17 protein-coding genes are annotated in these 22331 nt (G+C 74.0%); 7 read left to right on the forward strand and 10 right to left on the reverse strand.

Translation table 11 applies throughout. From position 1 onward, the window contains the following. Positions 1 to 13 precede the first annotated feature (13 nt). Positions 14 to 1273, reverse strand: coding sequence for an SGNH/GDSL hydrolase family protein (locus tag ACZ6O2_RS14935; protein ID WP_350706576.1), 1260 nt, complete (start codon positions 1271 to 1273; stop codon positions 14 to 16). Between the two features lie 364 nt (positions 1274 to 1637). Here ACZ6O2_RS14935 and ACZ6O2_RS14940 point away from each other — a divergent pair, with 364 nt between their 5' ends. The 3 genes from ACZ6O2_RS14940 (at position 1638) to ACZ6O2_RS14950 (ending at position 8530) form a co-directional block, all read left to right on the forward strand. Continuing rightward, on the forward strand, positions 1638 to 3734 hold the full coding sequence (locus ACZ6O2_RS14940) for a hypothetical protein (protein ID WP_466023216.1): 2097 nt from the start codon (positions 1638 to 1640) through the stop codon (positions 3732 to 3734). A gap of 210 nt (positions 3735 to 3944) precedes the next feature. Beyond that, complete coding sequence (locus ACZ6O2_RS14945; RefSeq protein ID WP_466023217.1) at positions 3945 to 6002, forward strand: DNA gyrase/topoisomerase IV subunit B; 2058 nt, start codon at positions 3945 to 3947, stop codon at positions 6000 to 6002. A gap of 38 nt (positions 6003 to 6040) precedes the next feature. Next, complete coding sequence (locus ACZ6O2_RS14950; protein WP_466023218.1) at positions 6041 to 8530, forward strand: DNA gyrase/topoisomerase IV subunit A; 2490 nt, start codon at positions 6041 to 6043, stop codon at positions 8528 to 8530. A 142-nt stretch (positions 8531 to 8672) separates the two neighbouring features. Here the strand turns inward: ACZ6O2_RS14950 and ACZ6O2_RS14955 are convergent, their stop codons facing one another. The 4 genes from ACZ6O2_RS14955 to ACZ6O2_RS14970 form a co-directional block, all read right to left on the reverse strand. Further along, positions 8673 to 10007 (reverse strand): uracil-xanthine permease family protein, encoded by a 1335-nt coding sequence (locus tag ACZ6O2_RS14955; RefSeq protein WP_466023219.1) that lies wholly within the window; start codon positions 10005 to 10007, stop codon positions 8673 to 8675. Positions 10008 to 10224: 217 nt separating this feature from the next. Beyond that, positions 10225 to 11448: a glycosyltransferase family 2 protein gene (locus tag ACZ6O2_RS14960; RefSeq protein ID WP_466023220.1), complete on the reverse strand. Its 1224-nt coding sequence runs from the start codon at positions 11446 to 11448 to the stop codon at positions 10225 to 10227. Beyond that, positions 11390 to 12979, reverse strand: coding sequence for a glycosyltransferase family 39 protein (locus ACZ6O2_RS14965; protein WP_466023221.1), 1590 nt, complete (start codon positions 12977 to 12979; stop codon positions 11390 to 11392). The genes ACZ6O2_RS14960 and ACZ6O2_RS14965 overlap by 59 nt, the downstream gene beginning before the upstream one ends. 93 nt (positions 12980 to 13072) lie before the next feature. Further along, positions 13073 to 13708, reverse strand: a complete 636-nt coding sequence (locus ACZ6O2_RS14970) for an alpha-ketoglutarate-dependent dioxygenase AlkB (protein WP_350706562.1) — start codon at positions 13706 to 13708, stop codon at positions 13073 to 13075. 166 nt (positions 13709 to 13874) lie between these two features. Between ACZ6O2_RS14970 and ACZ6O2_RS14975 the strand changes: the two genes are divergently transcribed. Both ACZ6O2_RS14975 and ACZ6O2_RS14980 read left to right on the forward strand, forming a co-directional pair. Then, entirely contained in the window at positions 13875 to 15836 is a 1962-nt protein-coding gene (locus ACZ6O2_RS14975; RefSeq protein WP_466023222.1) for a hypothetical protein, read from the forward strand. A 25-nt stretch (positions 15837 to 15861) separates the two neighbouring features. Further along, entirely contained in the window at positions 15862 to 16338 is a 477-nt protein-coding gene (locus tag ACZ6O2_RS14980) for a DUF4279 domain-containing protein (protein ID WP_466023223.1), read from the forward strand. A 301-nt stretch (positions 16339 to 16639) separates the two neighbouring features. Here ACZ6O2_RS14980 and ACZ6O2_RS14985 read toward each other — a convergent pair whose 3' ends face one another. Further along, entirely contained in the window at positions 16640 to 16879 is a 240-nt protein-coding gene (locus ACZ6O2_RS14985; RefSeq protein ID WP_013476970.1) for a winged helix-turn-helix domain-containing protein, read from the reverse strand. A 439-nt stretch (positions 16880 to 17318) separates the two neighbouring features. On the opposite strand from ACZ6O2_RS14985, the gene ACZ6O2_RS14990 reads away from it, so the two are divergent. After that, positions 17319 to 17516, forward strand: coding sequence for a flavin reductase (locus ACZ6O2_RS14990; RefSeq protein ID WP_466023224.1), 198 nt, complete (start codon positions 17319 to 17321; stop codon positions 17514 to 17516). Continuing rightward, the gene (locus ACZ6O2_RS14995) at positions 17513 to 17686 is read left to right on the forward strand and encodes a hypothetical protein (RefSeq protein ID WP_350686106.1); all 174 of its coding nucleotides are present in this window, start codon (positions 17513 to 17515) and stop codon (positions 17684 to 17686) included. The genes ACZ6O2_RS14990 and ACZ6O2_RS14995 overlap by 4 nt, the downstream gene beginning before the upstream one ends. Before the next feature lie 22 nt (positions 17687 to 17708). Here ACZ6O2_RS14995 and ACZ6O2_RS15000 read toward each other — a convergent pair whose 3' ends face one another. The 4 genes from ACZ6O2_RS15000 to ACZ6O2_RS15015 all read right to left on the reverse strand — a co-directional run bounded on the left by ACZ6O2_RS15000 (position 17709) and on the right by ACZ6O2_RS15015 (position 22324). Beyond that, complete coding sequence (locus tag ACZ6O2_RS15000; protein ID WP_466023276.1) at positions 17709 to 18761, reverse strand: PseG/SpsG family protein; 1053 nt, start codon at positions 18759 to 18761, stop codon at positions 17709 to 17711. Beyond that, positions 18758 to 19480 (reverse strand): cytidylyltransferase domain-containing protein, encoded by a 723-nt coding sequence (locus tag ACZ6O2_RS15005; protein WP_466023277.1) that lies wholly within the window; start codon positions 19478 to 19480, stop codon positions 18758 to 18760. The genes ACZ6O2_RS15000 and ACZ6O2_RS15005 overlap by 4 nt, the downstream gene beginning before the upstream one ends. 158 nt (positions 19481 to 19638) lie before the next feature. Further along, the gene (locus ACZ6O2_RS15010; RefSeq protein ID WP_466023225.1) at positions 19639 to 21492 is read right to left on the reverse strand and encodes a methyltransferase domain-containing protein; all 1854 of its coding nucleotides are present in this window, start codon (positions 21490 to 21492) and stop codon (positions 19639 to 19641) included. Next, positions 21482 to 22324 (reverse strand): hypothetical protein, encoded by an 843-nt coding sequence (locus tag ACZ6O2_RS15015; RefSeq protein WP_466023226.1) that lies wholly within the window; start codon positions 22322 to 22324, stop codon positions 21482 to 21484. Before ACZ6O2_RS15015 ends, ACZ6O2_RS15010 begins: the two co-directional genes overlap by 11 nt. Positions 22325 to 22331 lie beyond the last annotated feature (7 nt).

A 22331-nucleotide genomic window follows, 5' to 3' on the forward strand; every position in this document is an offset into this window, starting at 1 on the left:
GACGCGGTCGGGGTCAGGACACGGTGACGGAGCCGTCGGCGGCGCGGACGCAGGCCACGGAGCGGGCGCCGGTGGCGGCCGCGCCGGTCAGGCACTGCCCGAGCACCTGGTGGCCGGCGGCGTTCGGGTGCCACGACTCCTGGCAGGTCTGGAAGTAGCTCACGCAGGTGTTCGCGATCCGCTGGATGGCGATCTTGTCCTTGCCGGCGAGGCTGGTGACGAATACGCCGTTCGGCGGGCTGTCCTGGAGACGGATCGGGGTGGCCAGCGCCCCGGTCGGGCTGGCCCCCGACTCGCAGAGCCGGGCGCCGTCGAAGGCCCGCTGCACGTTGAGGTGGACCAGGTCCGCGCCGGGGAACTCGGCGGCCAGGGCGTCGCGGGTGGACCTCACCAGGGTGCCCAGGCCCTGCGAGAAGCGGTGCCCCGGCAGCAGGCTGGCCCGGTGGATCGGGCAGCCGGCCGCGTACCGCTCGGCACCCAGCGCGCGGAACTTGTCCCGGGTGTCGTCCCGGCTGTCCTCGCTGTGGAAACTCGGCTCCAGGTCGAACGGCAGCGGGTTGGTGTAGTCCTGGAAGACGATCCGGTGCTGGCCGTCGGCGTCGATCTCGCGCAACGTGGTGAGCAGTTGGCGTACGGCCGAGGTGGTCTCGGCGGTCGCGGCGCTCCACTGGGCGGCGGTGGCCAGGTCGGCGTCCGTGCAGGGCTCCTGCTCGACCGGCCCGCCCAGGTAGGCCCAGAATTCCCACCAGCCGGTCCAGGCGTCGGCGATGAACCGGTTGGCGCACTTCTCGGCGACGTCGCCGAAGGTGAACGAGCTGTTGTTCGAGCCGAGGCCGAGCAGCACCAGGTCGATGTCGTGGGTCCGGCCGACCGCGCGGAGCTGGTCGAGCTGGGCGGCCACCTGCCGGCCGCCGGTCCGGGCCGACGAGGCGGTGGCGATGTCGTGCGGCTGGCCGCCGGAACACGCGAGGTTGAACCGGTCCTGGATGCCCGGCAGGCTCGCCCGGTGCAGCGAGGCGTTCGCCGAGCGGTGACAGAAGAACGCGTTGCTGTTGGGCGCGGTCCAACCCGGGAAGCCCTGGGCGACCCCGGTGACGTCGACGACGGGGGTGTACGCGCCGGCGCCCTCGCCGCTGATGAAGCTGTCGCCGAGGGCGACCGCGGCGGTGGGTGGCGCCGCCGCGGCCGGGGCGGGCAGCCCGACGGCGGTCGACAGTGCGGCGGCGGCGACGGCGAGCGCCGCCGCGAGAGTCGTACGACGGAACCTGGACATGACGTCCTCCATCTGTACATCGAAATGTGAAAGATCCTCTCGGCCGCGATCCCATCACCCCGGCACGACGGACGTCAATGGCTCGGCATGGAATGGTCCGATGCGGGACGCACCCGCCCGGTCCGTTTCCGTCTGGTGGCAGCCCCTCCCGGCGTCGACCACACCGCGTCCCGGCGGCCACCGGGCATCGGGTGCCCATGACGGAGCGTCGATCGTCGGGCGGCCCGGGGTCTGTCCTGACGGTCTATGTCCCGCTTGTGCTCACAGGATGTGACGGCTATGGACACCGGTCGAAGTGCGTCTCTACAGTTCCGGCGTCCGGCTTTCTACTTCCACGGGGGTTGCGGTGGCCGTCGGCCGCTCGATGCACGCTGTCCAGGTCCAGAAACGATCCGTACGCCGCCTGATGGCCGGCGGGCTCGCGGCGGCGCTCGGCGCCACCGTGCTGGCCCCGCCCGTGTCGGCCGCGCCGCCGGCCGCCGCCGGTACGGGCGCGGCCACCGAGGCCGCGCGGGCCGCCGCGGCGGCCGAGCGGACCGGCCAGCGGGTGGAGGTCCTCTCCGCCCGCACCGAGTTGACCCAGGTCTTCGCCAAGCCCTCCGGCGGCTTCGTCGCCGAGACCGCTGCCGTCCCGCAGCGGGTGCGTCAGACCGACGGGTCCTGGGCCGACGTCGACCTCGCCCTGCGCCGCGACGGCGCGGGCGGGTTCCGTCCGGCGGTCTCCCCGGCCGACGTGCGGTTCTCGGCCGGCGGTCGCGGCCCGGCCACCACGCTGACCAGCGGCGGCAAGTCCCTGACCCTGTCCTGGCCCGGCGAACTGCCCGCGCCGGTGGTCAGCGGGGACGCCGCGACCTACCCCGAGGTGCTGCCCGGGGTGGACCTGGTGCTCCGGGCCACCCACACCGGCTTCACCCATGTGCTCACGGTGAAGACCCCGCAGGCGGCCGCGAACCCGGCCCTGCGGGAGATCCGCTTCGACCTCGGCGGCGACGTGCGGGTCCGGCGCGACGCCGACGGCTCGCTGCGGGCGCTCGCCGGGGCGGCCGAGGTGGCACGCAGCGCGCCGGCCGAGATGTGGGACTCGACCACGACCTCCGCCACCGGCCGGTCGGTCGCGGGGAAGTCCTCCGCCGCCGGCCCCGGCGCGGGGGCCCGGACGGCTCCGGTCGCCACCGCGATCGACGCCGCGGGCGACCTGGTGCTGCGCCCCACGCCGGCCCTGCTCGACCCGGCCAGGGCCAGCTTCCCGGTCTACATCGACCCGGCCTGGTCCGCGGGCGCGTCCCGCTGGGCGTACGCCACGAACAACAACTCCACCAACAGCGACCTCACCGCCGCCCGGGTCGGCAAGGACTCGGGGAGCGGCGTCATCTACCGCTCCTACTTCGAGTTCCCCATCTCCGCCCTCCGCGGCAAGCACATCGAGTCCGCCTACGTGCAGATGAGGCTGGACCACTCCTTCTCCTGCGGCAGCACGCCGACCTACATGTACCGGTCGGCCGGGATCGCCAGCACCCCCCGCACGGCGTGGGCGCCGACGCTGAGCACCCTGCAGGCGTCCGCCAGTTCGCACGCCAACGAGAGCCCCGGCTGCATCGACTCGCCCCAGCCGGACATGACGGTCAACTTCACCGGCAGCGGCGTCACCGCCGGGCTCAGCAGCGCCCTCACCAGCGGCATGACGGCGATCACCTACGGTTTCTGCGCGTGCAGCGACTCGTCGGGGACCGGTGAGAGCACGCTGGACCGTTGGAAGAAGTTCATCCCCGCCAACGCGAAACTGGTGGTCGACTACGACTCCCTGCCCGGCCAGCCGACCGCTCTCCAGGTCGGCGGGCAGGCCTGCGTCACCGGCGACCGGGTCGCCCTCGCGACCCCGCCGACCCTGTCGGCCGTCTTCCCCGACGAGGACGCCGGCCAGACCCTGCAGACCGCGTACGAACTGCTGGAGATCCCGGCCTCGGGCAGCTACGACAGCAGCACGCCGCGGCTGACCCCGCCGGCCGGCTCGGCGGTGACCGCCGGCGCCCGCTCCACCACGGCGCCCGTGACCGGCGTCCTCGGCGGCAAGGCGTACGCGTGGCGTGCCCGCAGCACCGACCCCGCGCCGTACGGCCTGCTCAGCCCCTGGTCGGCGTGGTGCGAGTTCACCGTCGACGACCAGCCCCCGACGGTGACCGTCGACCCGGTCACCAACCCCGCCCCGCCCGGCCAGTTCTACACCTACAAGCTCCGCTCGCCCGACCCCGACGTGGTGATGTTCCGCTACGGGTGGAGCAGCCCGCCGACGGAGGAGGCGGAGGCCGGCACCACTCTCGGCTACCCCGGGAAGACCGTCTCCGTGACGCTGACCACCCCGGCGTACGGCACGAACACCCTGTACGTGGCGGCCGTGGACAGTGCCGGGAACGTCGGGTACGGCTCCCTTGTTGTCCAGGTGGACCCGCCCGCGGCCGGCTGACCCGCGAACCGGTCACGGCGCCGCCGGGCGCCGGATCCGGACAGACCACGCGACGACGCCGCCGAGGCCCGCACCACACGACGTGGTGCGGGCCTTGCTGCGGGGCGCCGTCGTCCTGTCGCATCTCCCGGTTAGGCTCGCTGCGGCGCGCCGGCCGACCGCCGATGTCGGACGCGGCACCACACCGCCGAGACCTGGGAGTACGACCAGTTGACCGCAGAGCCTGAGACCCTGTACGGGGCCGACGACCTCACGCACCTCGAGGGGCTGGACGCCGTCCGCAAGCGGCCCGGCATGTACATCGGCTCCACCGACAGCCGTGGCGTGGGTCACCTCGTCAACGAGATCCTCGACAACTCCACCGACGAGGGCGTCGCCGGCCACGCCTCGAAGGTCGAGGTGACGCTGCACGCCGACGGCTCCGTCCAGGTCGACGACGACGGGCGGGGCATCCCCACCGACGTGCACGCCAAGTCCGGCATCTCCGGTGTCGAGCTGGTGCTGACCCGGCTGCACGCCGGCGGCAAGTTCGGCGGCTCCGGCTACAAGACCTCCGGCGGTCTGCACGGCGTGGGCGCCTCGGCGGTCAACGCCCTGTCCCGCCGGTTCGACGTCACGGTCCGCCGGGGCGGCAAGATCCACGCGATGTCGTTCCGGCACGGCGTGCCGGGGATCTTCGACGGTGACGGCCCCGAGGCGGCCTTCACCCCGGGCCCCGGGCTCCAGATCGTCGGCGCGATGAAGCGCGGCCAGCGCACCGGCACCTCGATCCGCTGGTGGCACGATGCGCGCTACTTCGAGACCGGCGCCGCGCTGGACGCGGACGCCGTCCGGATGAAGCTGCGCAACACGGCCTTCCTGGTCCCCGGCGTGAGCTACACGCTGCGCGACCACACCGGCGAGGAGCCGACCGACGAGCGCTTCCACTACCCCAACGGCCTGACCGACATGGTGGAGTTCCTCGCCCCGGCCGGCGACCGGCCGGTCTCCGGCACGCTGCTGGTCACCGGCGAGGGCACCTACCGGGAGAACGCCGCCGACGCCAACGGGGTCATGCAGTCCAACGTGCAGCGCCGGGCCGAGGTCGAGGTGGCCTTCCGCTGGGGCACCGGCTACGAGCGCACCGTCGAGTGCTTCACCAACACCATCCGCAACGCCCACGGCGGCACCCACCGCAAGGGCTTCGAGCGGGCCCTGGCGCGCACCCTCGCCGACGCGGTCCGCAACACCCGTGGCCTGCTGAAGGCCAAGGAGGACCCGCCCACCCTGGACGACGTCTTGGAGGGCATGACGGCGGTCGTCCACGTCCGGATCCCGGAGCCGCAGTTCACCTCGCAGACCAAGGACGAGCTCTCCACGGCCGGCATCACCAAGGTGATGCAGTCGCTGGTCGAGCAGCACCTGAAGTCCTGGCTGGAGGACCGGAGGACCAAGGCCGAGGCGCGCACGGTCCTGCAGAAGATCGTCGACGCGGCCCGGGTGCGGCTGACGCAGAAGCAGCAGAAGGACGCCGCCCGGCGCAAGACCGCCCTGGAGGGCGCGTCGATGCCGGCCAAGCTGGTCGACTGTCGCGCAGCGGGCATCGAGCGCAGCGAGTTGTTCATCGTGGAGGGCGACAGCGCCCTCGGGACAGGTCGACTTGCCCGGTCTGCCGAATACCAGGCGCTTCTTCCGATCCGGGGCAAGATCCTCAACGTGCAGAAGGCCAACCTTCAGCAGGTGCTCGACAACGCCGAGTGCGCCGCCATCGTGCAGGTGCTCGGCGCCGGCTCCGGCCGCACCTTCGACCTCTCGGCGATGCGGTACGGCCGGGTGCTGATCATGGCGGACGCCGACGTGGACGGCGCGCACATCCGCACCCTGCTGATCACGCTCTTCGCCCGCTACATGCGGCCGCTGATCGAGGCCGGCCGGCTCTACGCGGCCATGCCGCCCCTGCACAAGATCACCACGAAGGGGCGCAACCCGCAGACGATCTACACCTACACCCAGGCCGAGATGGAGGCGACGGTCCGCAAGCTGGAGAAGGCCGGCAAGCAGATCGTCACCCCGATCCCGCGCTTCAAGGGTCTCGGCGAGATGGACGCCGACGAGCTGTGGGAGACCACGATGAACCCGGCCACCCGGGCCGTCCGCCGGATCACCCTCGACGACGTCGACGCCGCCGAGCGGATCCTCGAGCTGCTGATGGGGGAGAAGGTCGAGCCGCGCCGCAACTGGCTGATCGACTCCGCCGACCGGGTCGACCGCGAGGCGATCGACGCATGACCAGGCCCGCCACCACCCGTCCGGAAGAGAGCTGACCGATGGCACGCCGCAAGGACGACCGCGCCAAGGTGGACCTGTCCGCCTTCGACCAGGCCGGCGCGCGGGTCTTCGACAACCCGCTGGTCACCGAGGTCTCCGACTCCTACCTGGAGTACGCCTTCTCGGTGATCCACTCGCGGGCTCTGCCCGACGCCCGCGACGGCCTCAAGCCGGTGCACCGGCGCATCCTCTGGTCGATGTACGAGCAGGGGCACCGCCCCGACCGGGGGCACGTGAAGTCCGCCCGCATCGTCGGCGACGTGATGGGCAAGTACCACCCGCACGGCGACACCGCGATCTACGACGCGATGGTCCGGCTCGCCCAGGACTTCTCGCTCAACGCTCCGCTCATCGACGGGCACGGCAACTTCGGCAGCCCGGACGACGGGCCGGCGGCGGCGCGCTACACCGAGGCCCGGATGTCGCGGGAGGCGATGCTGCTCGTCGGCGAGCTGGGCGAGGACACGGTCGACGTGGAGCCCAACTACGACGGCTCCCTGACCCAGCCCACCGTGCTGCCGGCGGCCTTCCCCAACCTGCTGGTCAACGGGGCGTCCGGGATCGCGGTCGGCATGGCGACGAACATGATCCCGCACAACCTCGGCGAGGTGGTCTCCGCCGCCCGCTGGCTGATCAACCACCCGGACGCCACGCTGGACAAGCTCATGGAGTTCGTCCCCGGGCCCGATCTGCCCACCGGTGGCCTGCTGCTCGGGCTCGACGAGGTGCGCCGGGCCTACGAGACCGGGCGCGGCGTGGTCCGCATGCGGGGCCGGGTGGAGATCGGCCCGCTGGAGGGCAGCCGGGGCCGGCAGGCGATCACGGTCGTCGAGCTGCCGTACGGCGTCGGCGCGGAGAAGGTCATCGCCGCGATCACCAACGAGGTCAACAAGACCAAGCGGCTCACCGGCATCGCCGACGTCAAGGACCTCACCGACCGGGAGAGTGGCACCCGCCTGGTCATCGAGTGCAAGGTCGGCGTCAACCCGCAGGCCCTGCTCGCCGACCTCTACCGGCTCACCCCGCTGGAGCAGTCGTTCGGCGTCAACAACCTGGTGCTGGTCGACGGGCAGCCGCAGACCCTCGGGCTGAAGGCGCTGCTGGAGGTCTTCCTGGCCCACCGCTACGAGGTGGTCACCCGGCGCAGCTCCTACCGCCGCCGCAAGCGCGAGGAGCGGCTGCACCTGGTCGACGGTCTGCTGATCGCCCTGCTCGACATCGACAAGGTGGTCAAGCTGATCCGGGCCAGCGAGGACGCCCAGGCGGCCAAGGACGGCCTGATGCAGAAGTTCAGGCTCTCCGAGATCCAGGCCACCTACATCCTGGACACTCCGCTGCGCCGGCTGACCAAGTACGACCGGATCGAGCTGGAGGCCGAGCAGGAGAAGCTCCGCACGGAGATCGCCCAGCTCTCCACGATCCTCGACGACCCGAAGGTGCTGAAGAAGGTCGTCTCGGACGAGCTGGCGGCGGTGGTGAAGCAGTTCGGCGCCCCGCGCCGCACCACGCTGGTCGACGGCGACCTCAAGGAGGTGCTGGCCGCGTCCGTGCCGGCCGGCCCGCTGGAGGTCGCCGACGATCCGTGCCAGGTGATCCTGTCCGCGACCGGGCTGGTCGCCCGGACCGCGGCGGAGTCGGAGGAGGCGTCCGAGGGGCGCCGGCGGCACGGCCGCGTCAAGCACGACGCCGTACGCGCCATCGTCCACTCCACCGCCCGGGGGCGGGTGCTGCTGGTGACCAGCGCCGGCCGCGCGTTCAAGGTCGACGTGCTGCCGCTGCCGGTGCTGCCCGAGCAGGCCGGGACGGTGTCGCTGCGCGGCGGGATGGCGGCCGCCGAGCTGGTGCCGCTGGAGCCGGGGGAGACGGTGGTCGGGCTGGCGCCGCTGGGGCCGACGGCCGAGGGCTCACCGGGGCTGGCGCTGGGCACCCGGCAGGGCGTGGTCAAGGTCTGCGCGCCGGAGTGGCCCGTCCGCTCCGACGAGTTCGAGGTGATCGGCCTGCGTGAGGGCGACGAGGTGGTCGGGGCGACCTGGCTCACCGACGGGGCGGAGACGCTCACCTTCGTCACCTCGGAAGCGTCGCTGCTGCGCTTCGCCGCCGGGCTGGTCCGTCCGCAGGGTGTCAAGGGCGGCGGCATGGCGGGCATCAACCTGCCGGCCGGCGCCCGGGTGGTCTTCTTCGGCGCGGTCCGCACCGACGACCCGGGTCACGGCGAGCCGATGGTGGTCACCTCCACGGGAGCCACGGTGAAGGTGACGCCGTTCCAGGCGTACCCGGCGAAGGGGCGGGCGACCGGCGGGGTGCGCGCCCATCGCTTCCTCAAGGGTGAGACCGACGTGGTGGTCGCCTGGGTCGGGTCGCGTCCGGTGGGCGCGACCGCCACCGGCGAGCCGGTGGAGCTGCCGGCGGCCGACCCGCGCCGCGACGGCTCCGGCTTCGCCGTCATGCTCGGCCCGACCGTCGTCGGCCACCAGGTCGAACGCGACTGACCCCCGGACGGTCGAGGGGACGGCTGCTGACGCACCCGTCCCCTCGACCGTCCACCCTCCCGCCCACTCCCCGCGTCGATCATGAAGTTGTTGCCGCGACACGCCGGGCGGTGTCGAGGACAACAACTTCATGATCAACGGGCTATGGCCTGGGGGTGGGGGTGGGGGTGGTGCCGCGGAGGTGGGCCACCAGGCGCATGCCGTGGTAGACGACCAGGGCGGCGGCGGTGCCCAGGGCGATGCCGTTGAAGGAGAGGTCGCCGGCGGTGAGGGTGTAGTTGGCCGCGCCGACGATCACCGCGACCGCCGCCGTCATCAGGTTCACCGGGTCGTGGAAGTTCACCCGGTTCTCGATCCAGATCCGGGCGCCGAGGATCGCGATGAGGCCGTAGAGCGCGGTGGTGGCACCGCCGAGCACGCCGGCCGGCACGGTGAGGATCAGCGCGCCGAACTTCGGGCTGAGCCCCAGCAACACCGCCGCCACGCCGGCCACCCAGTACGCGGCGGTGGAGTAGACCCGGGTCGCGGCCATCACGCCGATGTTCTCCGCGTACGTGGTGGTGCCTGAGCCGCCGCCGGAGCCGGCGAGCACGGTGGCCAGCCCGTCGCCCAGGAACGCCCGGCCCATGTCCCGGTCCAGGTTGCGGCCGGTCATCGCGGCGACCGCCTTGACGTGCCCGGCGTTCTCGGCGATCAGCACCAGGATCACCGGGATCACCAGCACCACCGCGCGCAGGCTGAAGCTCGGCGCGTGGAACTCCGGCAGGCCGACCCAGGCGGCGTCCCGCAGCCCGTCGACCGCCTTCGGGTCCAGGTCGCCGAGCGCGGCGGCGAGCAGCCAGCCGACCAGCACACCCAGCAGGATGGACAGCCGGGCCAGGAAGCCCCGGAAGGCGACCGTGGCGAGCAGGATCGCGGCCAGGGTCACCACCGCGATCAGGGGCTGCGCCTTCACCCCGGTGCCGCTGCCGCCGCCGTCCCACGCGACCGGGGCGAGGTTCAGGCCGATCAGCGCGACGATCGCCCCGGTGACGACCGGCGGCATCAGCGCGTCGATCCAGCGCGACCCGGCGAGCTGCACGACCAGCCCGACGGCGGCCAGCGCGACGCCGGCCACGACGATGCCGCCCAGGGCCGGGCCGATGTCCCCGCCGGCCTTCGCGGCCAGCACCGGCGCGATGAAGGCGAACGACGAGCCGAGGTACGAGGGCAGCCGGTTGCCGGTGATCAGCAGGAACAGCAGCGTGCCGAGCCCGGAGAAGAAGAGGGTGGTCGCCGGCGGGAAACCGGTGATCAGCGGCACCGTGAAGGTGGCGCCGAACATGGCCACGACGTGCTGCACGCCGACGCCGAGCGTGCGCGGCCAGGACAGCCGTTCGTCGGGGTGGACCACGTCGCCGGGGCGGATGGACCGGCCGTCGCCGTGGACCGCCCAGGCGGACCAGCGGGAGCGCGGCTCGGTGGAGGACTTGGTCATGCGTCGCCCTTCGCGTCGTCAAGAGGTGACGGGGGCGCTGACGAAACCCAGGAGTCGTTTCTAGCAGAGCGCCGCCTCGCCCCACCCGCCACCCCGGCCACCAGGCACGATCGGTCCCGCACCTGATGCCCTGTCCCGCACACGATGCCCCTTTCGTCGGGCGGAAAGTGCAAGATCGGCGGGCGGGGATCGGGGCGGGGGTGGGCGCGCGGCGGGGTTATCTGCCGGTGAGGACCCGGTCGTGATCGGGGCCGGACTGGCGGACGATCGCCGGTGCCGGAATCGTGGGGCGGAGCGTGAGCAGGCTGCCCACCAGGCCCGAGAAGAGCACGACCACGCCGAGCGCGATCGCGGTGGCCGAGGGGAGCACCACCCGCAGGGTGTCGTGCGGGTTCAGGTCGCCGAACCCGTCCAGCCCCCAGTAGGCGACCGCCCCGACGGTGCCGGCGACACCGGCGACGAGCAGCAGCAGGCCGACGGTGACGCTGGTCTCCAGCCGCAGGAGGCGGATCCAGCGGTCCGACGCGCGCCGCGGGACGAGTGCCTCCTGCCGGCCGTAGATCTCCGCGAGGCCACCGAAGAGCACGAGCTGCACCCCGACGAGCACCATCAGGCAGGCGTACACCAACGTGCTGACGTCGAGCCGGACCGGGCCGAGGGTCAGCGGGCCCGGGGTGAGCGCCCCCACGCCGGCCAGCCCGAGCGCGGCCAGCGCGGCGCCCGGCCGGACGAGGGTCTTGCGCGGCGCGAACACCAGCAGGAACCGCAGGTGCCGCCAGCCGTCCCGCCAGGTCCGCAGGTGCGGCGGGCGGGACCGGCCGTCCGGCGACAGGGTGGTCGGCACCTCGACGATGTCGTACCCGGCCAGCGCGGCGCGCACCACCAGCTCGGAGGCGAACTCCATGCCCGGCATGCACAGCCCGAGCGCGCGGATCCGCTCGGCGTTGAAGCCGCGCATGCCGCAGTGGAAGTCCCGGACCTCGCGCAGCCCGAACAGCCGCCGGCCGAGCCAGCTCAGGACCGGGTTGCCCAGGTAGCGGTGCAGGGGCGGCATGGCGCCCGATGCGATGCCGCCCCGGAACCGGTTGCCCATCACCACGTCGTGCCCGGCGCGCAGCGCCTCGACGAACGGGCCGAGGTCGGCCAGCGCGTACGAGTCGTCGGCGTCGGCCATGATGACGTACCGGCCGCGCGCCTGGTCGATGCCGTTGAGCAGGGCGCCGCCGTAGCCGCGGATCGGGGCGTGCACCACCCGGGCGCCGGCCCGCTCGGCGATCTCCTGCGACCCGTCGGTGGACCCGTTGTCGGAGACCAGCACCTCCCCGACGACCCCGCACTCCCGCAGCGAGCGCAGCGCCTTGCGGACGCAGACCTCCAGCGTCTCAGCCTCGTTGAGGCACGGCAGCAGCACCGTGACCTCGATCTCCGGTTCGTTCGTCATGATCCCCGTTGCTTTCTGCCGTGGTGGGCGCGAGCCGGTCCGGCTCGCCGTCAGCCGAGATGAGCCCGACCGGATCGCCGTCGGCCAGCGGGCGCCCGACCGGCTCGCCGTCGGCCGACGCGGGCCGATCCGTCGGATGGGGTGTCGAGCGCAGCCGCTGCCAGCCGACAGCGGCGGCGATCGGGAGGAACGCCAGGGCCGGTAGGCCGTAGCGGTGGTCGAACATCGACGTGGCCACCGAGAAGACCATGATCCCGAGGCCGATGCCGGCGTACAGCAGGGCGACCAGGCTCAGCCGCAGCCGGCCCCGGCGCGGCCACACCGCCCCGACCAGCGCGATCAGCAGCATGGCGGCCAGGACCGGCGGCGGGGTGACCCCGTACCGGCCGTAGCCGTGCAGGAAGCGGCTGGCCGCGTTCGGCTCGACGTCCCGCGACGGCGCCGGTCTCCACTCGTACCCGGGGCCGGCGGTGCGCGGCACGCAGTCGTAGTCGGCCGCCCAGTCGGTCGGCGCGGGCTGCGGTCGCCACCAGTTGGCCAGGCACGACTCGGTCGGCGCGAGTGGGGTCGGCCAGAAGTAGCGCGCGGTGTCCGACGCCACGGCGGCCAGGTAGTCGCCGGGCTGCTGGCGGAGCACCTCCCGGGCGAACTCGTCGAGGTCCTCGGGGCGTTCGGCCTGGCGGATGGGGCTGTCCCGGTTCCAGATGAACCAGTCGGGCCGGGCGGGGCGCTGGCCCAGCGGCTGCGCCGGGCAGAGCTTGCGCAGCCCCGGCCGCAGCTCCAGCCGGTCGCAGTCGGCGATCTGCGCGGTCCGTCCGTAGAGGAACTTCCCGCCCTCCAGCCCCAGCGCGCCCTTCACGGTGCCGATGCCGGCGAAGGCGGCACCGAAGAACACGACGACGCCGAGCAGGTACGCGGTGGGCGCCCGCCAGCCGCGCCACGGCACGAGGAGGAACAGCAGCAGGGCGCCGAGGGCGACCACGCCGGTGGGTCGGGTCGCCATGCCCAGCGCGACGGCGACGCCCGCGCCCAGGGCGGCGAGCGTCCCGGGCCGTTCCCGGCGGACCAGCAGCAGCGCCGCGAGGGCCAGCGCGGTGGTGAACAGCGTCTCGGTGAGCAGATACTGCTCCAGCGTGAGCTGGGTGGCGTCGAGCAGGACCGGCGTCGCGGCGAGCGTGGCCGGCCACGGGCCGACGCCCAGGCGGCGCAGCAGCAGGTAGGCCGCGACGCCCAGGGCGAGCCCGGCGAGGTGCTGCACGGCCACCACGGAGGCGACCGTGCCGGTCCACTCGAAGGCCCTGAGCAGCCACGGGTACGTCCACCGGGCCGGCATGTCCGGCCACTGTGCGGAGAGCCGGAGGTACGTGCCGGAGTCGCCCTGGAACCACAGCGCGGGCGGGTACGCCGCCATCGTCGTGATTCGCAGCGCGAGCCCGGCGGCGAGCACGACGAAGAACCCGACGTGGCGACGCAACAGGGCGGGGAGGGAACGAGCGCCGGCCCGCCGTGTGGCCGGGCGTCCAACGAGCACGGAAAGCTCCAGGAGACAGCGGAGAGTGATTGAGTGGTCAAGCTAACACGGTGACCGGTGACGGTGGGTGCACTGACCGGACCCGAGGGCGGCTCAGGCGACGCCGGCGGGTCGAAACTGGACGCTGACCCGGGGCCCGACGGGGCGGGCCGTCTTCGGTACCGCGTGCTCCCAGGTGCGCTGGCAGGAGCCGCCCATCACCACGAGGTCGCCGTGCCCGAGCGGGAAGCGCAGGCTGTCGCCGCCGCCCCGGGGCCGCAGCAGCAGCGTGCGCGGCGAGCCGAACGAGACGATGGCGACCATCGTGTCGGTGTGCGCGGAGCGGCCCTGGGTGTCGCCGTGCCAGGCGACGCTGTCCCGGCCGGAGCGGTAGAGGCACATGCCGGCGGTGACGAAGGGCTCGCCGAGCTCGGGGGCGTAGTGCCGGGTGAGCGCGGCGCGCGCCTGCGTGAGCAGCGGGTGCGGCAGCGGCCGGTGGCCGGAATACCAGCAGAGCAGCCGCGGCACGTCGACCTCGGCGTCGTACATCGTGCGGCGCTCGGCCCGCCACGGCACGTCCCGCAGCAGCGTGTCGAAGACCTGGTCGGAGCCGGCGACCCAGCCGGGAAGGTGGTCGACCCACGCGCCCCGGGCGAGCGGGTGCCGGCGCAGCCGGCCGGCCAGCGGCCCCAGCGACGGCCCCGCGTCGGTCAGGTCCAGCATCGACGGCTGGTACGCGGCCCCGGTCATCCGCCCAGCGTACCGGCCCGGTTGGCACAGGTGTACGACGCGGGGGATCTCGTCGCCCGCCCGTCACCTGGCGCACACGTCGGCGTCGCCCGGCGTCGGCGGGCCGCCCCTACCGTGAGGCGGCTCCGTCCGGGCCCGGGCGGGCCGCGCGCCGAGGAGACGACCAGTGCAGAGCAGTTCCACCCGCGTGCCGGTGGCGCCGCGCCCGGCGGCCCCGCCGCAGGCGACCCCTGTCCGCCCGGCCCGCCGAGCCGTGGTCGCCGTCGGTTGGCTCGCCGCCGCCTGGGTCGTCCCGGTGCTGGCGTACGCGCTGGGCGTGGCCGCCGTGCTCCCGCCGCTCGTGCTCGTGCTGACGGCCGCGCTGCTGCGGGTCGGGCGCACCCTGCTGGACCGGCTGGTGCTGGCGACGGCGCTGCTGCTCGGGGCGCTCTGCGCCGCCGCCCTGCTCTTCTCGGTCTGGCCGTGGGGCCTGCACCCGGTCCCGGTGGCCGGCACGGCGCTGACCGCGCTGCTCGGCCTCGCCCTGGTCACCGGGGTCCGGCCGCGCCTGCCCCGCCCGGTGGCGGCCGACGCGGCGCCGGTCGTCGCGGCGGCGTTGGCGACCCTGGCCCTGGCCTGGCCCTACCTGCGCGCCGACGGACTGGCCGGCCGGCTCGCGTACGCGATGACGGGCGAGGACAACAGCCGGCACCTGGCCGCCGTGGAGGGCATCCGGGCGGTCGGCGGCTACCTGTTCAGCGACCCGGACGGCGCGGCCCGGATCGCGCCCGAGGCGATGGTCTGGTACCCGCAGGGCTTCCACGTGACGGCCGCGCTGCTGGACGGCTTCCTGCGTTCCTCGACCGCGCCCGGCTCGGCGACGAGCACCCTGGACCACTACCTCGGCTGGTCGCTGGCCGCGTACGCCCTGCTGGTGCTCGCGGTGCTCTGGGCCGCCGCGCGGATCGCCGGCCGACTGCTCGACCCGCTGCGCGCCGCCGCCCTGGCCGGCGCGGTCACCGCGCTCGCCCTGGGCTCGGAGCTGGCCCGCTTCGTGGTGTACGGCTACCCGGGGGAGAGCCTCGGCCTGGCGCTGACCGCGATCCTGGTCGCGCTGGTGTGCCGCCCGGTGGCCCACACCGGCACCCAGCTCTGCCTGCTCGGGGCGCTCTGCGTCGGGGTGGGGTTCGCGTACCTGATGTTCCTGCCGGTGGTCGGGGCGCTGGTGCTGGCCTGGCTGGTCCGGCACCGGCGGGCGGTGCGCCGGCGGCCCTGGCTGGCCGGCGTGGTGGCCCTGGCCACGGCCGTGCTCACGCCGCTGCCGAGCGTGGCGGGCCTGCTCTTCACCGACCAGGTCGACAACGCCGCCACCGGTGGCGGCGTCTTCCCGCGCTACGACGCCTACCTGGCGCTGACCGGCGTGGTCGCCGCGGGTCTGCTCGCCGGCGGCCTGCGGCTGCCGGTGTGGCGCCGGTACGCGGGCGCCCTGGCCGTGGCGCTGGTCTTCGCGGCCGGCTTCCGTGCCTGGTTCGCTGTGCAGGGCACCGACCCGCGTTACTACTACGGCAAGACCCTGCACCTGCTGCTGGTGGTCCTGTTCGTCGGGGTGGGCGCGGTGTTCCTGCTGCGGCCGGTGCCGTGGCGCGCGCGGCGGCACCCGGGCCGGTCCGGCGCGGTCGCCCGGGCGCTCGTGGCGCTGTCGCTGGTGGCGGCGACGGCCGGAGCGGCCGGCCTGGCGCGCGGCGGCGGGATCTTCGCCCAGCCGTTCGGCGCCCGGACCACCACCTGGGCGGCGGCCTGGTGGTCGGGCCTGCTGGACCGGCCGAGGCAGGCCGACGTGACCATGCGCGCGCTGGCCCACGCGCCGGTACGCGACGGCGAGGTCACGGTCGTGGTCAGCGAGCACCGGCGGGAGGGCTACCTGGAGACGCTCTTCCTCGCCACCCTCCAGGGCACCCACGGCGCCTCCGCGCCCGCGTTCTACAACCTGCCGCTGTCCGAGCCGGCCCGCTCGGCGGCCCTGGTCGAGCAGGAGCGGCGGCCGATCCGCTTCCTCGCCACCGGGCCGGAGGCGGCGGCGGTCGTCGAGCGGCTCCTCGCCGAGCGCCCGGAGCTGCGCTCCCGCATCACCCTCGAACTCCTGCCCTGACGGCGGCCGTGGCTAGGGTGTCGACGTGCTCATCTCCCAGTACACGTACTTTGCCTTGAGTTCGACACAGGTGTCGGCAGTCCAGATCACCGCCCGGCTCGGCATCGAGCCCGATGAGGTGCTCGTTCGCGGCAGCCGTCGGGAAGAGCCGGTAATACCCGCCATGCATCGCTGGAAGGTCGCTTGCCGCAAGCCCGGATTGACCGTCGACGAACAGGTCGCACGGATTGTGGACCGCCTGTTCGACAACGCCGAACGCATTGGCGCACTTGCTGACGAGTTGGGGCGGCTCGACGGGACGTCGTGTGCGAGCACGCTGCAAGTCGTCCGGGTGTTCGAACACCCGGACGGTGAGGAGGAAGACCTGAGCAGCCCGGTCGAAGGCTGGCAGAAGCTCCCTGGGCAACATCAACTATTGGGCTGGCATCTCGACGGCCGAGCACTGGAGTTCCTTCGGCTGACGGGAGCGGAACTGGACGTGGACGAGTACGCCTACGGATGAAGCACTCAGGTCGACGATTTCGGGTTCAGTTGATGGTGGGCGTCGCGACCCACCAGTCTGGTCTTTCTTCGCGCCAGGGCAGCTGGCCTGTGTAGTTCCAGTGCCGGCGGAGGTGTTCGAGGAGGTCTTGTTGGGCGGCCTCGATGGGTGCGTCTGGTGGCGTGTCGGGTAGGTCGCCGCATCCGACGGCTTCTGGTGTTCCCCAGACCGAGATCCGCCACCGTTTGAGCGTCCGGTAGAGCAGGACCTGTTGGACGACCCTGTTCATGAGGAAGGCTACCTGCCTGCTGCCTGTAGGCGGCTATTCGGCGACGAAGACGCCCACGCCGGGCAGCGTCTCGGTCATCCCCTTGATCCGTAGCACCTGCATGGCGCGGTCGATCACCGGCTCGGTGACCCCGTAATGCTCGATCAACTCTCGCCGGCTGGGCAGCTTGGAGCCGGGCGGGAACTCGCCGGATGCGATGCGTTCGGCGAGGTCGTCGGCGATCTGCTCGTAGCGGTAACGCGGTGGCACGGTGTTCCCCTCGGTTGGCAACACGAGTAGACCACCTACGTCAGCCCTTGACTACCCAACGGTACCTATGGGAGGTTGCCGAGGAGGTCGATTCCCCCGGTTGGCGCTGTGGGCCGTCCTCGCCGGCGTGGATGCCTGAGCGCACACCCGCGATCGGGCATCCACGCCTCCGGACACCTGCGACACGAGGAGGCGGCCGTGATCCCTTCCATGTCTTCAACAGGGCGACTCATGACCGAAGCCGCAGAGGCGAGCCGATGAAGCGGGTCTCTTACGACGAGTACGTCCTGGCAGTGGCGCTGACCCTCGCGCGCCGCCATCGGCCGGTCTGGTCAGGGCGGCAATGGCGACGCTTCTGCCGGTGCGGAAGCGACCTGCCATGTCGGAGCCGTCATCTCATCCCGATCAACCGTGGTCACTGGCCCCGCCAGAACGGCCCGAGATGACGACCCATCGTCCGATCGTGCCGACCTGGACGTGCGGCGGCTGCGGCACCGAGTGGCCCTGCCAGACCCGCCGCCGGGAACTGGTGGCCGAGTACGACCGCGCCCAGGTGTCGCTGGCCCTCTACCTGGCCGCCCAACTCGTCGATGCCGCCCAGGACCTGGCCCACGTTCCCGCAGGCCACCTGCACCACCGGTTCCTCGGCTGGACCCGGTGAGCATCCTGCGGCCGGGCGACGAGAAGTTCCACTACAGCGACGGCTCCCACAGGTGGATTCCGCCCGACCCGGACTACGACCAGGAGGTCTGGGACGAGCAGGTCCGCCAGCACAAGCTGGGCCACCTGCGCAACGAGCAGCCCAGGGTGCGCATCCGACGCCTCGTCTGACTCCGGCGGTTCTCCGCCGGGATCAGGCCGGCGTGGCGGCGAGGGAGGCCAGCACCGCGTCGGCCACCCGGCCCCGGCCCAGGCCGTCCACCGTCGACCAGGCGCGGGCGGACAGGGCGGCGCGGCGTTCCGGGGAGGCGAGCAGCCCGGTGAGGGTCCGGGCGGCGGCGGCCCGCGCCGCCCGCCCCGGCACCCCGGCGGCGGCCAGCTCCGGCAGCTCGCCGAGGCCGGCGACGAGACCGTGCGCGACCACCCGCTGGTACGACTCACGTTGGTTGTCGACCACGCAGACCAGCGCGGACGGCGCGCCGAGGCAGCACAGCTCCCACGTGGACGTGCCGGCCGCGCTGACCACCAGGTCCGCCGCGCCGATCAGCGCGGGCAGCTCGTCGGTGGGCGGCACCGGGCGCAGCGACTGCCCCCGCCCCGGCGGCACCGCCGCCAGTTCCGCCTCCACCTCGGGGCGGCCGACCACGACGGTGAGGTCCATCGGGTGCCCGGTGGCCAGCAGCACCCGGGTCAGCACCGGGGCCGCCCCGACCGCGTCGGTGCCGCCGAAGAACGCCAGCACCCGGGGCCGGCCCACCGCTGTCGCGGGCCGGGGCGCCGCCGGCCGGGCGGCCACCACCGAGTCCCGCAGCAGGGCGTACGTGGTGCCGGCGAGCAGCCGGCCGGCTGGCGCCACGGTCGCCGCGCCGAAGTTCTGGTCCAGGTAGAGGTCGGCGTCCTGCCCCCGGGTGTCGCCGTCGACGACGGCCAGGGTCAGCACGCCCGCCTCCCGCAGCGCGCCCGCGCCGGCCGGGTCCAGCTCGTACGAGTCGAGCACCAGCACGTCCAACTCGTGCCGGCGCGCGGTCGCCACCAGTTCCTGCGGGGTCTCCGGGCCGGGGTGCAGCGGGATGCCGCGGGCGGCAAGTTGCGCGCCCGCCCAGCCGACCCGCTCGACGGTGCCGAACACCTCGACCGAGGCCCCCCGGGCGAGGAACTCCTCGCCGAGGGCGAGACAGCGGACCAGGTGCCCGACGCCGCGCCGCGGCCCGGCGTCGCAGCGCAGTCCGACGCGTACGGTGCTCAGGACTCCTCCAGCCGTTTCTGTCGTACGCCGGCGTTGACGGCGCGCAGCGCCGGTTGCCCGTCGAGCCAGTCGGCGAGCTTGGCCAGCGGCACGCTGACGTCCCCGAAATGGTCGGCCACCGCCCGCACCAGGGTCCAGTCGGCCTCGGTGTCGAGCGTGAGCCGCAGGTCCGACCGGTCCGGGGTGAGCGTCACCCCGAGCACCCGGAACAGCTCCGGACGGGAGTGCGCGTACGAGGTCACGTGCACCCGGTGGTGGTCGGTGGCGAGCCGGTCCAGCGTCCGCAGCGTGTCCGCCCGGACGATTTCGACGTCCAGGCCCCGGGGGAGGGTGCGGGCGATGGACGTGCTGGCGTAGTCGAGCCCGGGCACCGCGCGCCAGACCGCGGCGACCAGCGTGATGATCTCGGGGTCGAGCAGCGGGCAGTCGGCGGTGAAGCGCATCACCGCGTCGCCCGGGTGGGCGTCCAGCGCGCCGACGAAGCGGGTGAGCACGTCGTCGACGGGGCCCCGGTGCCACGCTACGCCCAGCCGGTCGCACTCGGCCACCACCGCGTCGTCGGCGGGCTCGGTGCTGGTGGCGACCACCAGGTCGGCGAGGACGCCGCTCTCCCGCGCGGCCCGCACCACCCGGCCGAGGACGCTGCGCCCGGCGAGCGGCCGGAGCACCTTGCCGGGCAGCCGGGACGAGCCCATCCGGGCCTGCACGACGCCCACGATCCGCGGGCCGGTGCCGGTCGCGGCCGCCTCGGGTGGCTGGAGGGCTCCTGCCGGTTCGGGTGCCCGCCGGTGCCCGGTGTCGGTCTCGCCCGCCGTCGACCGGGAAACGGTGCCGGTCGGGCCGGGCGCCGTCGGGGTGCCGGCGGTCGCTGTGTCGGTCACTGATTCTCCTCCGGCTTCGGGGCGAGGGCCTGCCGGGCCCGGCGCTTGGCCGCCCGGGCGCCCCGCTTCGCGATCCGCGCCGGCGCGATGGCCAGCCGGCCCACCCGGTAGCTGAGCGAGCCGCTGAGCAGGTGGATCGTCGCGTCGGCGCGGCGCAGCGCCCGCTCCCGCGAGGTGAGCAGTTCCTCGGTCCACTTGAGCAGCGCGGCCAGCCGGGTCAGTTCCTCGCGCTGGCGCAGCCACGCCTCCCGCAACTGCTGGTAGCTGCGACTGCCGAGCGGTGGGTCGGTCGGCTCGACGGCCCGCAGCTCGGTGGCGAGGGCGACGCGCCCGTCGGCGTCCAGCCCGTGCAGGGCGGCGGCGATCGCCGCCTCGGCCTCCACGGCCGCGGCGACGGTCGGCCGGTCCAGGTCGTGGCCGGCGACGCCGCCGAGCACCACGGTCAGGCCCGCCACGTCCAGCGTGGACGTCCACGGGTGGGCGTACCCGCCGGTGAGCAGCTCGGCGGCGAAGCGCCACAGGCTCCGGGCGAGCACCACGTCGACGGCGAGCGGTTCGGCGGCCCGCCAGCTCGGGTCGAGCACCGCGTAGGCGTCCCCGGCCACGACGACGTTGTCCACGCTGGCCAGCCCGAACGGGCCGGCGAGCCGGCCGTCGGCGTCGACCTGCCCGGCGAGCCAGCGCGCGTACCCGCGCAGGAGCCGGCGCAGCGCGTCCGTGTCCCGCCGCAGGCAGCCGTCGAGCAGCAGGGTGCGCAGCAGGCGCCCGTCCGGCACCGGCCCGGTGAGCGCCCCCGGGTCGCGGTACGCGGCCAGCCGGCTGGCGAACGGCGCCGCCGCCGGCCCGCCCCGGGTCTCCGCCTTGGCGGCCCGCCACCGCCAGCCGTCCGGGCCGTCGACCACCTCGACCATGCCGGCCCCGGGCGGCCCGGTCTGCACCAGCGCCACGGGCAGGTCGGCGCGCCCTCGGGCGGCCGGGTCCGCGCCGGCCGGGGCCGTGGTCGCGGGGTCCGGGGCGGCCGGGTCGTCGGACTTGCGGGCGAGCACCAGCCAGGCCGGCGCCAGCTCGCCCGCCCGGCCGGCGTGCAGCGCGTCGACCGCGAGCCGGGCCGGGTCCTGGAGCACCGTGTCCCGGGCGACGGCGCGGGAGCCCGCGCCGTGCAGCGCCGCGTCGAGGAACCCGGACGCGGTCCGCCGCGCCAGCGCGCCCGTGTCGACCAGCGCGGTCGGCGCCGCCGGGTGCGGGTACGCGGCGAAGCAGGCGTCCGCGCGCAGCCCCCGGGAGCCCAGCCGCTCGCGCAACTGCTCCAGGTTGGCCGGGCGGTCCGCGTCGAGCACCCCGCCGATCATCCAGGCGGAGTCGTCGCGCCCGGCGTACCAGGGGGAGGTGGCGACGAGCCGGTGCAGGCCGAGCGGGTTGTCCAGGCGCAGCAGCAGCGTGCCGCCGGGGCGCAGCGCCGCCGTCAGCCGGTCGAGCACGCCGGCCCAGCCGAACCGCGTCCCCTCCACCGACTCGACCGCGTCCAGGCCGGCGCCGGCGATCACCACGTCGAACCGCTCGCCCGCCGGCAGCCCGGCCGGGCCGGCCACCACGACGTGCGCGGCGCGCTCGGCGAGGGCGACGCCGTCGGGGTGGCTGCGCAGCAGGCAGGTCACCTCGGCGTGCGCCAGCCGGTCGAGCAGCGCGGGGTCGTGCGGCCCGGCCAGCAGCACCCGCGCGCCGGCGGGCACCACGCGGGCGGCCAGCGCCGCCAGCGGCCCGCCCTCGGCCAGTCGCTCCGCTGGCAGGTCGGACCAGGCCAGCATCTCCCCGCCCGGCAGCGCGATCCGGGGTGCCGTCTCAGTCGTCACTCGTCTCCTCCTGGAGGTTCGCCCACCCGAGCAGCTCGCGCAGCTCGGCCGGCGTGCAGCGGTGGTCGGTGCCCAGCTCGGCGCGGGCGATCGAGACGGCGGTGGGCAGGTCCACCTGTTCGCCGTGCAGCTCCGGCCACTGGCGGCGGATCCGGGCGGTCCCGCCGAAGGTGGGGTCCTCGTCCGCGAGCACCATCGGGTCGCCGTACACGGCCGGCTCGCAGCCGGCGGCGATGCCGTAGAAGATGGCGCTGGTCAGCCGGTTCGACGCCACCCGCCGGTGCCGGCGCAGCTCGGTGAGCTGCTTGTCGAGGAAGAGCGGGTCGGTGTCCTTCCACCAGTGGCCGCGGTAGCCGTGGCAGATCACCCGGAAGCCGGCGTTCTCGTAGAGCCGGCGCACCCGGCGCATGCCGTACTCGTGCCAGTAGAGGCAGACGGTGACCGGGCCGGGCTCGGTGTCGCGGATACGGGCGATCAGATCCCGGTGGTCGCCCCGTACGTGCTGACCCTCCCAGCCGTGGAACGGGTACCAGATGGTGCCCTCCCGTTCCGTCTCCGGCGGGTCCTCCGGCCGTATGGCCAGCAGGTACGCGAAGGGCGCCCCGATGACGGTGACGTTGCGCCGCCCCACCGACCAGGCCCGCCGCCGGGTCTGCTCGGACCAGAGCAGGCTCGGGGTCCGCTCGGCGTACGGGTGGCCGGGGGCGAGGCCGTCGCCGATGTTCCAGCCGTGCTGGACGTACCCGTTGATCCGGGGCGGATGGCCGTCGCCCAGCCCGGCGTAGCGGGCCAGCACGTGGGCGTGGCCGTAGAAGTGGTTCGCGTGGTGCATCGGGTCC

The sequence above is a fragment of the Micromonospora sp. NPDC048040 genome (assembly GCF_055587185.1).

What these genes read in the sequence shown, in the direction of transcription:
- ACZ6O2_RS15015 (WP_466023226.1), bottom strand. Translation starts at nt 22,324, where the DNA reads ATGCACCACGCGAACCACTTCTACGGCCACGCCCACGTGCTGGCCCGC.
- ACZ6O2_RS14960 (WP_466023220.1), bottom strand. Translation starts at nt 11,448, where the DNA reads ATGACGAACGAACCGGAGATCGAGGTCACGGTGCTGCTGCCGTGCCTC.
- ACZ6O2_RS14955 (WP_466023219.1), bottom strand. Translation starts at nt 10,007, where the DNA reads ATGACCAAGTCCTCCACCGAGCCGCGCTCCCGCTGGTCCGCCTGGGCG.
- ACZ6O2_RS14970 (WP_350706562.1), bottom strand. Translation starts at nt 13,708, where the DNA reads ATGACCGGGGCCGCGTACCAGCCGTCGATGCTGGACCTGACCGACGCG.
- ACZ6O2_RS14935 (WP_350706576.1), bottom strand. Translation starts at nt 1,273, where the DNA reads ATGTCCAGGTTCCGTCGTACGACTCTCGCGGCGGCGCTCGCCGTCGCC.
- ACZ6O2_RS14950 (WP_466023218.1), top strand. Translation starts at nt 6,041, where the DNA reads ATGGCACGCCGCAAGGACGACCGCGCCAAGGTGGACCTGTCCGCCTTC.
- ACZ6O2_RS14940 (WP_466023216.1), top strand. Translation starts at nt 1,638, where the DNA reads ATGCACGCTGTCCAGGTCCAGAAACGATCCGTACGCCGCCTGATGGCC.